The sequence below is a fragment of the Polymorphospora sp. NPDC051019 genome (assembly GCF_040683055.1).
Classification (GTDB): Bacteria; Actinomycetota; Actinomycetes; order Mycobacteriales; family Micromonosporaceae; genus Polymorphospora; species Polymorphospora lycopeni.
In genome coordinates this window covers 407,145-419,850 of record NZ_JBFBCH010000005.1, presented here as the reverse complement: position 1 = coordinate 419,850, position 12,706 = coordinate 407,145, and the positions used below count along the sequence as shown (strand labels likewise).

At 70.8% G+C, this 12,706-nt stretch carries 13 protein-coding genes and 1 pseudogene; 5 read left to right on the top strand and 9 right to left on the bottom strand.

All coding sequences use genetic code 11. The features are described from left to right. Positions 1-129 precede the first annotated feature (129 nt). The 3 genes from AB0M79_RS13215 to AB0M79_RS13205 all read right to left on the bottom strand — a co-directional run bounded on the left by AB0M79_RS13215 (position 130) and on the right by AB0M79_RS13205 (position 3,773). Positions 130-900, bottom strand: a complete 771-nt coding sequence (locus AB0M79_RS13215; RefSeq protein WP_357538803.1) for an isoprenyl transferase — start codon at positions 898-900, stop codon at positions 130-132. A 53-nt stretch (positions 901-953) separates the two neighbouring features. Beyond that, positions 954-1,841 (bottom strand): hypothetical protein, encoded by an 888-nt coding sequence (locus tag AB0M79_RS13210; RefSeq protein ID WP_364211903.1) that lies wholly within the window; start codon positions 1,839-1,841, stop codon positions 954-956. Between the two features lie 84 nt (positions 1,842-1,925). Further along, positions 1,926-3,773: a phosphoenolpyruvate carboxykinase (GTP) gene (locus tag AB0M79_RS13205; protein ID WP_364211900.1), complete on the bottom strand. Its 1,848-nt coding sequence runs from the start codon at positions 3,771-3,773 to the stop codon at positions 1,926-1,928. Positions 3,774-4,207: 434 nt separating this feature from the next. Here AB0M79_RS13205 and AB0M79_RS13200 point away from each other — a divergent pair, with 434 nt between their 5' ends. The 4 genes from AB0M79_RS13200 (at position 4,208) to AB0M79_RS13185 (ending at position 7,057) form a co-directional block, all read left to right on the top strand. Next, positions 4,208-5,089 (top strand): sigma-70 family RNA polymerase sigma factor, encoded by an 882-nt coding sequence (locus AB0M79_RS13200; RefSeq protein WP_364211897.1) that lies wholly within the window; start codon positions 4,208-4,210, stop codon positions 5,087-5,089. A 52-nt stretch (positions 5,090-5,141) separates the two neighbouring features. Then, positions 5,142-5,678: a GtrA family protein gene (locus AB0M79_RS13195; protein ID WP_364211894.1), complete on the top strand. Its 537-nt coding sequence runs from the start codon at positions 5,142-5,144 to the stop codon at positions 5,676-5,678. 66 nt (positions 5,679-5,744) lie between these two features. Further along, complete coding sequence (locus AB0M79_RS13190; protein ID WP_364211891.1) at positions 5,745-6,554, top strand: GtrA family protein; 810 nt, start codon at positions 5,745-5,747, stop codon at positions 6,552-6,554. Between the two features lie 11 nt (positions 6,555-6,565). Further along, entirely contained in the window at positions 6,566-7,057 is a 492-nt protein-coding gene (locus AB0M79_RS13185; protein ID WP_364211888.1) for a MaoC/PaaZ C-terminal domain-containing protein, read from the top strand. A 17-nt stretch (positions 7,058-7,074) separates the two neighbouring features. On the opposite strand, the gene AB0M79_RS13180 is transcribed toward AB0M79_RS13185, so the two are convergent. From AB0M79_RS13180 to AB0M79_RS13170, 3 genes are all read right to left on the bottom strand, one after another. Beyond that, entirely contained in the window at positions 7,075-7,647 is a 573-nt protein-coding gene (locus AB0M79_RS13180; protein WP_364211885.1) for a PH domain-containing protein, read from the bottom strand. 99 nt (positions 7,648-7,746) lie between these two features. Continuing rightward, positions 7,747-8,622 (bottom strand): biotin--[acetyl-CoA-carboxylase] ligase, encoded by an 876-nt coding sequence (locus tag AB0M79_RS13175; protein WP_364211882.1) that lies wholly within the window; start codon positions 8,620-8,622, stop codon positions 7,747-7,749. Between the two features lie 9 nt (positions 8,623-8,631). Beyond that, on the bottom strand, positions 8,632-8,883 hold the full coding sequence (locus tag AB0M79_RS13170) for a hypothetical protein (protein WP_364211879.1): 252 nt from the start codon (positions 8,881-8,883) through the stop codon (positions 8,632-8,634). A gap of 136 nt (positions 8,884-9,019) precedes the next feature. Here AB0M79_RS13170 and AB0M79_RS13165 point away from each other — a divergent pair, with 136 nt between their 5' ends. Then, positions 9,020-10,585, top strand: coding sequence for an acyl-CoA carboxylase subunit beta (locus AB0M79_RS13165; protein WP_364211992.1), 1,566 nt, complete (start codon positions 9,020-9,022; stop codon positions 10,583-10,585). Positions 10,586-10,622: 37 nt separating this feature from the next. Here AB0M79_RS13165 and AB0M79_RS13160 read toward each other — a convergent pair whose 3' ends face one another. From AB0M79_RS13160 to AB0M79_RS13150, 3 genes and pseudogenes are all read right to left on the bottom strand, one after another. Beyond that, positions 10,623-10,844 carry a hypothetical protein gene (locus AB0M79_RS13160; RefSeq protein WP_364211876.1) on the bottom strand — a complete coding sequence of 74 codons (222 nt, stop codon included), beginning with the start codon at positions 10,842-10,844 and terminating at the stop codon, positions 10,623-10,625. 497 nt (positions 10,845-11,341) lie between these two features. Then, positions 11,342-11,771: pseudogene (locus tag AB0M79_RS13155) on the bottom strand (sigma-70 family RNA polymerase sigma factor). A gap of 160 nt (positions 11,772-11,931) precedes the next feature. Further along, the gene (locus AB0M79_RS13150; protein ID WP_364211873.1) at positions 11,932-12,672 is read right to left on the bottom strand and encodes a M50 family metallopeptidase; all 741 of its coding nucleotides are present in this window, start codon (positions 12,670-12,672) and stop codon (positions 11,932-11,934) included. Between the last annotated feature and the right edge of the window lie 34 nt (positions 12,673-12,706).

Genomic DNA, 12,706 nt, shown 5'->3' with positions numbered 1-12,706 from the left:
CACCGTCTGGAGCCCGAGGACCGCGCCGCGAAGCGGTCGCGGCCCGCAGGGCGAAGACGGTGCACTCAGGCGGCGCGAAGCGGAGCGAGCCAGCCGAGCCGAAGGCGAGGCCAGCTAGCACAGACTCGACTAACCGCCGTAGCGGCGTTGGCGGTGGGCGTACGAGCGCAGTGCGCGGAGGAAGTCGACGCGGCGGAAGTCGGGCCAGTTGACGTCGCAGAAGTAGAACTCGGAGTGGGCCGACTGCCAGAGCAGGAAGCCGGACAGCCGCTGTTCGCCGCTGGTGCGGATGACCAGGTCGGGGTCGGGTTGGCCGCGGGTGTAGAGGTGTTCGGCGATGTGCTCGACGTCGAGGATCTCGGCGAGTTCTTCGAGGGTGCCGCCGGCGGCGGCGTGTTCGTGCAGCAGGGAGCGTACGGCGTCGGCGATCTCGCGGCGGCCGCCGTAGCCGACGGCGATGTTGACCTCGGCACCGCCGGTGCGTTCCTGGGTGCGTTCCTGGGCTGCCTTGAGGGCGGCGGCGGTCTGGGCGGGGAGGAGGTCGAGGGCGCCGACGATCCGCAGCCGCCAGGGGTTGCCCTCCTCGGCGAACTCGACGACGAGATCTTCGATGATCTTGAGTAGCGGGTCGAGTTGGCTGGCGGGGCGGCGAAGGTTGTCGGTGGCCAGGAGGTAGAGCGTGACGTGTTCGACGCCGGCCTGGTCGCACCAGTTGAGCAGGTGCTTGATCTTGACTGCGCCGACGCGGTGGCCGTCGTTGGGGTCGACGTAGCCCATCTCCTTGGCCCAGCGCCGGTTGCCGTCGCACATGACACCGATGTGGCGGGGTACCGGCTTACCGGCGAGCCCCGCCGTGAGCCGCCGTTCGTAAACCGAGTAGAGCAGGTCCCGCAGTTTCATCTCTTGCAGACTAGCGACCATCGCTGTGGAAGGCAGCCGGGCACCTCAGGTGGTCAGGACAGTGCGTGTTCCGGCGGGCGTACGGCGGTGGCCGGTCCGGCACGGCCGGCGCGCCACAGGGCGTAGCAGGTGAGCGCGGCGGCCGCGACCAGCGGCGCGCCGTCGCGGACGAGTCCGTCGACGCCGAGCAGCCACCAGCACAGCGGCAGGTCGACGGCGAGGACGGCGACGGTGATGGCGACCAGTACTCCCCGGGCCCACCTTTTGCCGCGGAGCAGGAAGAACGCGTCGAGCAGTACGACGTTGCCCACCACCACTCCGGCGACGAACCAGCCGACCACGGCGGGTACGGCGACGAGCTTCCCGTCGAAGATCGTGCCGACGGCGATCAGGCAGGGTACGAGCATGAGCGGGCTGTAGGTGAACGCGGCGACCCGGGCGGTGAGCAGCCAGGCGGCGACCGGCGGCTTGCGCGGCGGCGTCGCCCGCCAGGAGATGCCCTGCCGGTCGATGACGAGCCGGCCGGGGTGGCGTACGAGGTGGGCGTCGACCTGCGGCGAGCGGTAGAGCATCCACACGACGGCGGCGCAGAGCAGGGTGAGCGCGGCGAAGCCGAGCAGGCCCGGCAGCGGTGGCAGGCCGGCGCGCGGCACGATCAGCCGGCCGACGGCGAAGACGGTGGTGACGGCGAGGATCAGTCCGAGCGGGCGGGCCGCCGTCCGGCCGCGGCGTACGTGCCAGATGAGCACCAGGAAGCCGACCGAGCGCAGCAGTGCCCAGCCGCTGCGTATGGCGAGCCCGAAGCCCTGTTCGGGGGCGTACCACCAGTTGAGCAGCTCGACCGCGACGGTCGCGGTGGCGGTGGTCGCGAGCAGTGCGGTCAGGCCCCGGACGGCCGGCGGCCGCCGGACCCCCTTCGGAGTCGCGGCGGCCGTCGTCATGCCTGAGATGATGCCCGGCCGGCGCCAGCGGCACACCGGCGGGCCGGGTGGGCCGGCCCGGTGTCCGCGGGCCGGAGGGTGCGGTCAGGCCGTCGGGCTGGACTGCCCGTCGAGCCGGGCGCGCAGCGCGTCGAGTTCGGCCCAGAGTACGGCGGGCAGCTTGTCGCCGAACTTCTCGAACCACTCGGTGATCTGCGGCAGTTCGGCCCGCCACTCGTCGATGTCGACCTTGAGCGCGGTCTCGATCTCGGCACGGGTGAGGCCGAGGCCTTCGACGTCGAGGGCGTCGGCGGTGGGTACGTAGCCGATCGGCGTCTCGACGGCGGCGCCACGTCCCTCGAGCCGCTCCACGATCCACTTGAGTACCCGGGAGTTCTCGCCGAAGCCCGGCCAGAGGAACTTGCCGTCGTCGTCGCGGCGGAACCAGTTGACGTAGAAGATCTTCGGCAGCTTGGCGGCGTCGCCGTCGACGCCCTTGCCCATCTCGATCCAGTGCTGGAAGTAGTCGCCGGCATTGTAGCCGATGAACGGCAGCATCGCCATCGGGTCGCGGCGTACGACGCCGACCTGGCCGGCCGCGGCGGCGGTCGTCTCGGACGAGAGCGTCGCTCCCATGTAGACGCCGTGCACCCAGTCGCGGGCCTCGGTCACCAGCGGCACGGTGGTCTTGCGCCGGCCGCCGAAGAGGATCGCGTCGATCGGCACGCCCTTGGGGTCGTGGTATTCGTCGGCGAGGATCGGGCACTGGTTGATCGGGGTGCAGAACCGGCTGTTGCCGTGCGACGACAGCTCGCCGCTGTCCGGCGTCCAGTCGGCGCCCTTCCAGTCGGTGGCGTGCGCCGGCGGCTCGCCCATGCCCTCCCACCACACGTCGCCGTCGTCGGTCAGGGCGACGTTGGTGAAGACCGAGTTGCCGCGGTCGAGGGTCCGCATGGCGTTGGCGTTGGTGGTCCAGCCGGTGCCGGGTGCGACGCCGAAGAGCCCGAACTCGGGGTTGAGGGCGTAGAGGCGGCCGTCGTCGCCGAAGCGCATCCAGGCGATGTCGTCGCCGACGGTCTCGACCTTCCAGCCGGCGATGGTCGGCTCCAGCATCGCCAGGTTGGTCTTGCCGCAGGCGGACGGGAAGGCGCCGGCGATGTAGTGCACCTTGCCCTCGGGCGAGGTCATCTTGAGGATCAGCATGTGCTCGGCGAGCCAGCCCTCGTCGCGGGCCATGACGCTGGCGATCCGCAGCGAGTAGCACTTCTTGCCGAGCAGCGAGTTGCCGCCGTACCCGGAGCCGTAGGACCAGATCTCGCGGGTCTCGGGGAAGTGCGAGATGTACTTGGTCTGGCTGCACGGCCACGGCACGTCGGCCTCGCCGGGGGCCAGCGGCGCGCCGATGGAGTGCAGGGCGTGCACGAAGTCGGCGTCGTCGCCCATCCCCTCGAGGACCTTGGCGCCCATCCTCGTCATGATCCGCATGGACGCGACGACGTAGGCACTGTCCGTGATCTCGACGCCGAACATCGGCGATTCGGCTTCGAGGGGGCCCATGACGAACGGGATGACGTACATGGTCCGGCCCCGCATGCATCCGCGGTAGAGCGCGGTCATGGTCCGCTTCATCTCGTCGGGCGCCATCCAGTTGTTGGTGGGTCCGGCGTCGGCCTCGTCGACCGAGCAGATGAAGGTGCGTTCCTCGACGCGGGCAACATCGGTGGGATCGGTGCGCGCCCAGAAGGAGTTTGGTTTGTGCTCGGGATCGAGTCGCACGAGGGTGCCGGCGGCGACGAGTTCGTCGGTGAGCCGCTGCCATTCCTCGTCGGAACCGTCGACCCAGACGACCTGGTCGGGCGTTGTCAGCTCGGCGACTTCGTGAACCCACGCGAGCAGTTTGGAGTGCGAGGTCGGGGCCTGCGCGAGGCCACGGCTGGTAGCCGGAGCAGTCATGACTTGGTCTCCTTCAGGTCGACGCTGACCGTTATGCGGGATGCCCGAATCCGGCGGGCGGTTAACCGCCACGCCGTAATGAAGTCACGGAAGTTGCGCTCAGCGTAAACCGATCCGCCGACCTGGGCAGTGGGGTCGGTTGTGAAGAAGTGCACAAGGTACGGCCGACCTGCCGTATTGGGAATCTTTTCGCGCTTACCTGCGCAGTTTCGCGCAAACTTTACGTGGAGATCATCACAGCCACCCGTCGACGACCGTCGCTGTGCGTGATCAATTGCACGTCGGGGCATGTATCACACCTTCCCCTGCCGCCCGATTTGTCCTAGGGTTATGACCCATAAGGGTGCTTTTCCCCTAGTGCCCCGCTCCCTCCCGGAGTGCCGCCCCGGGAGAGTGCCGCCCCACCCCTCCCCCTCGACCGTTGGAGCGGACCCGTGACGATCCCCGCCGACCCCGGCCCGGCCGCTGCCGTGGCCACGTGCGTCGCCACCGACGCCGACCTGCTGGCCGCCGTACGAGACGGCGACACCGGGGCGTACGCGACGCTGTGGATCCGGCACTCGCACGCCGCCAGGCGGCTCGCCTACACCCTGGTGAGCAACGAGGCCGACGCCGACGACCTGGTCGCCGAGACCTTCGTCAAGGTGCTCGCCATGCTCCGCGCGGGGCGCGGCCCGGCGGTCGTCTTCCGCCCCTACCTGCACACCACGCTGCGGCACGTCCGGCACGACCGGCTCCGCCGCGACCGCCGCCTCGCCTTCACCGACGACCTGACCCGGTTCGAGGTGGGTGGGCAACACGAGGACGTCACCCTCGCCCGACTCGAACGGTCGTACGCCATTCGCGCATTCACCCGCCTGCCCCACCGGTGGCGGCTGGTGCTCTGGCACACCGAGGTGCAGGGGGAAACCCCGGCGCAGGTGGCGCCCCGGCTCGGCCTCACCCCCGGCGGGGTCGCCGCACTGGCCTACCGGGCACGGGAGCGCCTGCGGGAGATGTACCTGCGGGAGCACATCAGCACCGCCGTCGATCCGGACTGCCACCCGATCCGGCAACTGCTGGCCGCGTACATCCGCGAACGGCTCGCCACGCGGGCCCGTACCACGGTCGAGACCCACCTCGGCCGCTGCCGGGCGTGCCACGGTCTGCGTACGGAACTGGACGAGGTGAACGCCGACCTGCGGATGGCCCCGACGCCGGGGTGCGCCCCGACCGGCCGGCGCCCGCGCACCCGCCCCGCCCGCGAGAGCTGCGTTCGGTCACCCGCCGGTCACCCCGTGTCGAGCGACCCCGGAGACCACGGGCGCCTCTGTTAAACCTCGTCGCTCGCGCCCGTCAGAATGGGGAGCAACCGGTACGCTCGACGGCGTGCCAGTGACCGCGACGGGCGAGCAGCCGCCAAACTCCATCGATAGACCAGGGCTCGTCCGGAGGATCATCGACCGTTTCGGTCACCTGGTCCGCGAGCTCGGCAAGTTCGGCGCGGTGGGCGGCATCGCGTTCGTCGTCGACCTGCTGATCTTCAACCTGGCGCGTGGTCAGGGCATGGAGGTCCTCGCCGCGAAGACCCTGTCCACCGCGGTGGCCGCCACCGTCGCCTTCATCGGTAACCGCTTCTGGACCTGGCGCCACCGTGAGCGCTCCGGCCTGGCCCGGGAATACCTGCTCTACTTCTTCTTCAACGCGGTCGGGCTAGGTATAGGGCTGGCCTGCCTGGGTATCAGCCATTACGTCCTGGGCAGTATCTGGCCCCGGATCTTCCAGTCCCTGATCGCCGACAACATCTCGGCAAACCTCGTGGGCGCCGCGCTGGGCACGCTGTTCCGGTTCTGGTCCTACCGTCGTTTCGTCTTCGTCGGGCCGGCCAGGGTGGACGCGCCAGAGGTGATCGCGAAGAGCGACTGAGCGCCGAGCCCTCGCCACCCCTCGTCGGGCCGCTGCCCGAACGACTTCCTGCCGTAAGGTGATCCAATGCCCTTTGTCCGTCTACTGCCTGATCGATGGCAGAAGTTCGTCAGCGAGGCCGCCAAGTTCGGCGTCGTAGGCGGCATCAACACGGTCATCAACTACGCGGTCTTCAACGCCCTCGCGTTGACGATCTTCGCGAACGGGCAGCTCAAGGCCACTGTGATCGCCACCATCGTGGCGACGATCACCTCATACCTCATGAACCGGCACTGGACCTACCGGGACCGGCCGAAGTCGGCGATGCGCCGCGAATACGCACTCTTCTTCCTCTTCAACGCCACCGGCCTCGCGATCGAACTGGGCGTGCTGGCACTGGCGAAGTACGGGCTCGGCTTCCACGGTCTGATCGCGCTCAACATCGCCAAGACCATCGGTGTCGTGCTCGCCACACTCTTCCGGTTCTGGTCCTACCGCACGTTCGTCTTCCGTCCGGTGCCGGCCGCCGCCGCAAGCTCGGCGCCCGCCCCCGCCGACCCCACGGCCGCTGCCGCGCCCGCCGGGACGCCCGGCGACGCCACCGACGAGCCCGACGCGACCAGCGGCCCGCCGGGGCGGCCGGCCCGCCCGAAAGCCGACGACGATCCGGCCGAGACCGAACCCGCCCGCCCGGCCCCGGCGAAGGCCGACGCCGACACCCACCCGGCCGACGCACGAGCGGCGGAGGCTGCCGGTACCGGCGAGACGCCGCACATCGACTTCACCCGGCTCACCACCCCGCTCGAACGCGAACTGGCCAACCCGATCGACGTCGAGTTCGAAGCCGAACTCGCCGCTGAACTCGACGCCGCCAACCGGCGTCCCGCCTCCCGCTGACCGGGACACCGGTGCGGTCGGGAACGGGTGCCGAAGCCGAGCTGTTCTTCGAGGACCTGACCCCCGGACGCACCTTCGACCTGGGCGTCACCGCCGTCGACGAGGCCGAGATGGTGGCGTTCGCCCGCCGATTCGACCCGCAGTGGTACCACGTCGACGCGGCGACGGCCGCCGGCAGCCACCACGGCCGGCTGATCGCCAGCGGGTTCTTCACGGTCAGTCTCTTCATGCGCGCCTACGTCGACCACCTGCTCTCCCGGGCCGCCGCCGACGCCTCCCCCGGGCTGGAGGAGCTGCGCTGGCTGGCTCCCGTACACGCCGGTGACCGGCTGGCCGTACGGCTCGACGTGCTGGGCAGCAAGCCGTCGACGGCCCGCCCCGGCCTCGGCACCGTCACCCTCGGCGCGACCATGACGAGGGTCGACGCGTACGGCCGCCCCGAGCGGGAGGTGCTGCGTACCCGGTTCCGGGGCTGGTTCGTGATGCGTGCCGGTCCGGCCTGAGCGGGCCGGACCGTCCCCTACTGCACCGTCTCCCCGGCTGGCCGGGTCTCCCGCGCCTCTTTGAGGATCTCCCGCATCTCGCCGTCGCCGAGGGTGTGCTTGTCGTGGTTGGCCTCGATCAACTCGTACAGCGTGGTCTGCACCCGCTCCACGTGCGGGATGTCGACCAGCACCGACTGGCCGCGCTCACCGGCCGACTCGATCGTCAGCGTGCCGCAGCCGAGCAGCCGTTCGACGAACCGCTGCGACATCGAGTGGTCGTTGACCCGGTTGAGCGGAATGTCCCGCCGGTCGCGGGAGAGCACCCCGTGCTGGAGAAGTACCCGCTCGTTGGTCAGCACGTAGTGCGTGGTGCGCCGGACCAGCCACGGCCAGACGGCGAACGGCACGACAGCCACCACGGCCGCCGCGACCACCACCCACATGCCGATCGTGCCGGCGGTGCCCGCCGGCAGCAGCACGATCGACGCGACCACCGCGGCGACGGCCAGGAGCAGCACCACGACCGGCCGGATCAACGCCTTCCAGTGTGGGTGCAGGTGCAGTACGACATGCTCGTCTTCAGTGAGCACGTCATCGGGGAACGCCACGCCATCCTCCTCGCGTACCGGATCGATCCGCGCTGACGGTAGCGGTTCGCCGCACCGGATGGGGTCACCTGACCGTCGCGTCCTGCGGCGGTCCGACGGTCAACGTAGATGCAGCACGTCACCGGCGGCGACCGCCGTCGGACCGTCCACCGTGTCCACGACCAGCCGGCCGGCACCGTCCACCGAGGTCGCGGTGCCGGTGCGGGTCTCGCCGCCCGGCAGCGACACCCGTACCTCGCGGCCGACCGTGGCGCAGTGCCGGAGGTAGGCGTCGCGCAGCCCGCACTCGTCCGCGTCGCCGGCCGCGGCCCGCCAACGGCCGTACCAGTCGGCGAGGCCACGCAGCAGGGCCCGCAGCAACGGGTCGCGGTCGGTGGCCGCGGCGCCGGCCAGCCGCAGCGACGTCGCCGGCAGACCGCCCGGGTTGGTGGGCAACTCGTCGGCGCGCAGCGTGACGTTGAGCCCGATGCCGACCACGATCGCGGACGGTTCGCCGTTACCGGCCGACGGCACCGACTCGGCGAGGATGCCGGCACACTTGGCCCCGCCGACGAGCAGGTCGTTGGGCCACTTCAGTTCGGCGGGCAGCTCGGCCAGCCGAAGCACGCTCTCGGCCAGCGCGACACCGGCCAGCAGCGGCAGCCAGCCGTATCCGGTGACCGGGGCCGGCGGCCAGTCCCGGTCCGGCACGGCGACCCCCGGTCGCAGTAGGACGCTGGCCGCGATACCCGCCCGCGGCGGTGAGGACCACTGCCGGCCGAGCCGGCCCCGCCCGGCCGTCTGCCGCTCGGCGACCACCACCAACCCCTCCGGGGTGCCCTCGCCGGCCGCCGCGACCGCGTCGGCGTTCGTCGAGCCGGTCTCCCGGCGTACGTCGATCCGGGTCCAGAACCCGCCCGGTACGACCAGCGCCCGCCGCAGTGCCCGCGGGTCCAGCGGCGGACGGTCCAGATCGGTGTACGGCGAGCCCGGCATCAGGCCAGCCTACGGCCAGTCGTACGGCGGTGTGCCGCTGCCGTAGACGGTGCCACGCGGCGGTGCCACGTAGATGGCGGACTCGGGCGGCCGGACGGCCGCCCGGACCGGTCCCGCGTCCACAGCGCCGGGATGATCGTGGCCGTCCACCGTCGGGTGCCGGACCGGTGCGGAGTCGGCGCCGAACGGCCACCGGCCGCGACGCAGCGCGACCAGCACCCACAGGCCACCGGCCAGCAGGGCGACGCCCAGAACCAGCACGTTCTGCCTAACGAGCGGATCAATCACCACGAAACGCCCGGCGGGATTGTAGTGAAATGCACACGACGGCCCGACGGCAAACACCTGAACCATCGTTACGATCCCAAACGTGACCGGACAGCCGAGCGCCACCGAGATCAACGTCCACAGCACCGCCGGCAAGCTGGCCGACCTGGAACGCCGGGTCGACGAGGCGGTCCACGCCGGGTCCGCGCGGGCCGTGGAGAAGCAGCACGCCCGGGGCAAGAAGACGGCCCGGGAACGGATCGCGATGCTGCTCGACGAGGGCTCGTTCGTCGAACTCGACGAACTCGCCCGGCACCGCTCCACCAACTTCGGACTGGACAAGACCCGCCCGTACGGCGACGGCGTGATCACCGGCTACGGCACCGTCGACGGCCGTCAGGTGTGCGTCTTCGCCCAGGACTTCACCGTCTTCGGCGGATCGCTCGGCGAGGTCTTCGGCCAGAAGATCGTCAAGGTCATGGACCTGGCGATGAAGACCGGGTGCCCGATCGTCGGCATCAACGACTCCGGCGGCGCCCGCATCCAGGAGGGCGTGGTCAGCCTCGGCCTCTACGGCGAGATCTTCTTCCGCAACGTGCGCGCCTCCGGCGTCATCCCGCAGATCTCCCTGGTCATGGGACCGTGCGCGGGCGGCGCCGTCTACTCCCCCGCCGTCACCGACTTCACCGTCATGGTCGACCAGACGTCGCACATGTTCATCACCGGCCCCGACGTGATCAAGACGGTCACCGGCGAGGACGTGGCGATGGAAGACCTCGGCGGCGCGCGCACCCACAACACCAAGAGCGGCAACGCGCACTACCTCGCCACCGACGAGGACGACGCGATCGAATACGTCAGGGCGCTGCTCTCCTACCTGCCGGCCAACAACTTCGACGAGCCGCCGACGTTCCCGGTCGAGGCGGACCTCGCGGTCTCCGACACCGACCGGGAACTCGACACGCTCATCCCCGACTCGGCCAACCAGCCGTACGACATGCACCGGGTCATCGAGCACGTCCTCGACGACGGCGAGTTCCTGGAGGTGCAGCCGCTCTACGCGCAGAACATCGTGATCGGCTTCGGCCGGGTCGAGGGGCGCCCGGTCGGCGTCGTCGCCAACCAGCCGATGCACTTCGCCGGCACCCTCGACATCGCCGCCTCGGAGAAGGCCGCCCGGTTCGTCCGCACCTGCGACGCGTTCAACATCCCGGTCCTGACCTTCGTCGACGTACCCGGGTTCCTGCCCGGCACCGGCCAGGAGTGGGACGGCATCATCCGGCGCGGTGCCAAGCTCATCTACGCGTACGCCGAGGCCACCGTCCCCAAGGTCACCGTGATCACCCGCAAGGCGTACGGCGGGGCGTACGACGTCATGGGGTCCAAGCACCTCGGCGCCGACCTCAACTTCGCCTGGCCGACCGCGCAGATCGCGGTGATGGGCGCCCAGGGAGCGGTCAACATCCTCTACCGCGCCGAACTGGCCGCCGCCGACGACCCGACCGCCGTACGGGCCGAGAAGATCGCCCAGTACGAGGAGACCCTGGCCAACCCGTACGTGGCGGCCGAACGCGGCTACGTCGACTCGGTCATCGCGCCGTCCGAGACCCGCCGGCAGATCGTGCGCGCCCTGCGGGTGCTGCGGACCAAGCGGGAGACGTTGCCGCCCAAGAAGCACGGCAACATCCCGCTGTAACCCGGACCGCCGGGCGGCGACCACCGCCCGGCGTCGGTCAGCATCCGGAGTTGGCCACCGTGCACAGCCGCTCCACGGCCCGGGCCACGATCGCGTCGGTCCGCTGCCGGTCGTCGGACACAATCACCACGACCGCGTACAGGTCGCCGAAGCGTAGCGCCACGTACATATGGACCCGCACCGGCTCGATCTCGTCCTCCTCGACGACGGGGCTGCTGCCGTCCTCCACCGGCTGTCGGAGCACCCACTGCGACGCCATCACCGGGCTCGATATGCCTGCCTCTGGGTCGGACAGGATCTTGGTCGCGTTGTACGGTCGAGCCCACATGCTGGGGGCCAGGGCGGCCCCAGCAACAACGAGGGAGGCCGGGCGGAACCTTCTAAGGGAGCTTGTCCGGGTCGATGCGTGAGCCGTCGGGGTTCAGCCCGACCGGGTGACGGCTGAACAGTCCGGGCCCGACGTCTTCCGGTTGGAACACTGCACTGTCCGGGATCTCCACCCGCACGCCGCCCGGCCCGGCCGGCAGGCCCGCTGGCACGTCGGGCGGGCTCCCGTCGGGACCGCCCAGTGGGGCCAGGTACCCGAAGACCATGGCGAGTAGCGCCGACGATGGCGCGTACCTGGGTCCGCCGGCGCGACCGGGCACGGATCTCCTCCGGCGCCGGCCAGGAGACCCCTTCGAGGTCGAGTGCGACTGCCGCGGTACCGCCGGTTCGGGAACGGGATCGCCGTCGCAACGGACAGCGCCTGTGGAATCACGCATCGATGGCCTCCTTCGAGTCGATGATGGCGAGCAGATCGGCCAGTGCCGCCCGGCCGCGCGACAGCCGCGCCTTGACCCTGCCGACCGGCGCCCGGATCTCCCGGGCTACCTCCGCGACCGGCAGCCCGACCAGGTGATGCAGTGCGATCACGGTGCGCTGCTCCTCGGGCAGCCGGCGCAGGGCCGCCACGACCGCGCCCGTGTCGTGCTCGGCGGCGCCGCCTCGTCCGCCGGACCGTGCCGCAGGTAGGCGCGGGCCCGGCTACGCAGGCTGCGCCAGCGGCTGACCGCGACCGCGCGGCCACCACCCGTCCCCAGGACTCCGGATCGTGGTCGTCGCGGACGGTTGACCAGCGCTGCCAGGCCCGGACGTACGCCTCCTGCACCGCGTCCCGCGCCTCGGACCGGTCGCCGGTCAACAGGTGGACCTACCCGAGCACCCGTTGCCGGCTGCACCGGTAGAACTCGTCGAAGCCCTCGGTATCGGGCACCTGCACCTCCCTGGTGTCACAGGCAATACGCCTGGCACCCGGCCGGAGGTTGCAGATCTTGAGAATTTCCCGCCGGCTGGCCGGACCGCGCTCAGAGCGGCAGGTCGAGCCCGTCCAGCGCGGGAGCGGCCAGCATCGCGGCACCGACCAGCAGGGCCAGCAGGTTGACCGCGCCGAATACGCCGACCCAGACCAGCCCCGGAATCCGGGTCAGCCAGGCGAGCTGGTCGGCATCGGACTCCGGCATCCCGCCGCGCCGGCGCAGCCGCTGCAGCTCACCGACCGGCCGTACCCCGCCGAGGAGCAGGAACCAGACCCCGGTGTACGCGAACGCGGCCTGCACGTCCGGCGGAGCGAAGTAGGAGACGCCGAGCACCACCCCGGTGGTGACCACGATGGACACGATGCCGAAGACGTTGCGGATCATCACGAGCATCGCCAGCAGCAGCGCGACCGCGATCCACAGCAGCAGGGTGATCCGGTTGCCGCCGAGCAGCCAGGCACCGGCGAGCCCGATCAGGGACGGGGCGATGTAGCCGGCGAGCAGGGTGAACACCATCCCGGGGCCGGTCGGGCGGCCGGCCGACAGGGTCAGTCCGGAGGTGTCGGAATGCAGCCGGATGCCGTGCAGCTTGCGCCCGGTGAGCAGGGCCGCCAGGGCGTGCCCGCCCTCGTGGGCGATGGTGATCGCGTTACGGCCGATCCGCCACGGCAGCCGGGTCAGCACCACCAGGAGCGCGAGCAGGGCCGTCACCAGCACGAGCAGCGGCGGCGGGTCCGGCTGCGCACCGAACAGGCGGTTCCAGAGGTCTGTCAGCCCGTCGATCGACACAGTCCGCGAGCCTACCCGTCCGGTCGCGACGCCG